Below are 1,258 nucleotides of genomic sequence, written 5' to 3' on the forward strand. Positions count from 1 at the left end.
ACCCGAATGTGCCGGGTGGCGGTCTCGTGGCGGTGCCGGGTGGCGGTCAGTTCGCGGTGGCGAGCTGGCGGCGGCGAGCGCGGTGGATGTGCTCTGCGAAGGTCCGGGCGGCGGGCAGTTCGAGCAGCGGGTTGACCGGCGGCTCGGTCTCGTCGTCTCCGGCCTCCGTGGTCGGCTCGGTTTCGGTGGGCGGGTCGAAGACGTCGACGCCCCACCGGAGGCCCCACGACTCGATCAGCAGTCGGACGCCGCCGACGCCGGACAGCTCCGCGACCTTGACGAGGTCCAGGCGGCGGCCGGGCACGCGGGCGATGTGCCGGTACCAGGTGCCGGACGGGATGACCAGGATCGGCTGGAGCCCGCCGGATTCGTCGGTGATCTCGTCTTCGGTCCGCTCGTCCTGGACGATCTCCAGTGCCTTCACCAGGGCGTTGAGCCCCTGCGTGCGGTACTGCTTCCGCACCCCGAAGATCCCGCGCTCACGCTCGCGGTACGCGGTGGTGAAGGGGCCGGGGACGCCGCCGGACGCCGCCAGCTCCTCGGCCGCCGCGTCTCCGAGCTGCCACGGTCCGAGCCGACCGGCCCGGCGCCCGTCCTTGAGGTCCTGCCGGGACAACTCAAGCCCGATCTTGGCCGTGCCCTTGTCGCCGTCCTTGTACAGGTAGCGGGCCGTCTCGCCCTCCTCGCCGCTGTTGAGCGACCGCAGGTCGGTGCCGTGGCCCTCCCCGCCGCACGAGCAGTCGGGCCGGTCGCAGGTCTGGCTGACCTCGTAGCCGCCCGCGTTGCGCACGCCGTCCGCCCACGCCGTGGCGATCGCTCGGCGGAACGCGGCCTGCCCGTCGGTGTCGAGCGGCTCAGCCGTGACCCAGAGCGTGTGCCAGTGGAGGTGGTGACCCGTGTCCGGGCCCCACGTGTCCTCGTAGGCCCGCTCGTACCCGATGACGCCGAACTCGGCCTTGAGCCGCCGCCAGGGCCGCCCGCTGGACCCGTACGCCCCGCGCCAGCCGTCGTGGAGCACGCTCACCAGGCCGAAGCGCTGGCCCTTGCGGTTCGAGCCGAACGGCATCCGCTTGAAGTGCCGCAGCGTGGACGTGCCAAGGTGCAGCCCGAACCCGTTCGCGGCGAGGCCGTCCGCCATGAGCTGAGCGTTCGAGGCCCGGACCGCGAGGATGCGCGTCCCGCACCAGGCGCACATGTGGACGTTGTTGCAGCGGCAGACGCCCGTGAGCGCCGCCTCCCCGGCCGCCCACTGGAGCGT

At 73.0% G+C, this 1,258-nt stretch carries 1 protein-coding gene; it reads right to left on the minus strand.

Features of this window, described 5'->3' with window-relative positions:
- Positions 1 to 46: 46 nt before the first annotated feature.
- Positions 47 to 1,258 (minus strand): hypothetical protein (locus tag ACFQ6N_RS40935; RefSeq protein WP_380659211.1); only part of this gene is annotated, 1,212 nt, incomplete at its 5' end.

It is taken from the genome of Kitasatospora sp. NPDC056446 (assembly GCF_042796115.1).
Taxonomy (GTDB): Bacteria; Actinomycetota; Actinomycetes; order Streptomycetales; family Streptomycetaceae; genus Kitasatospora.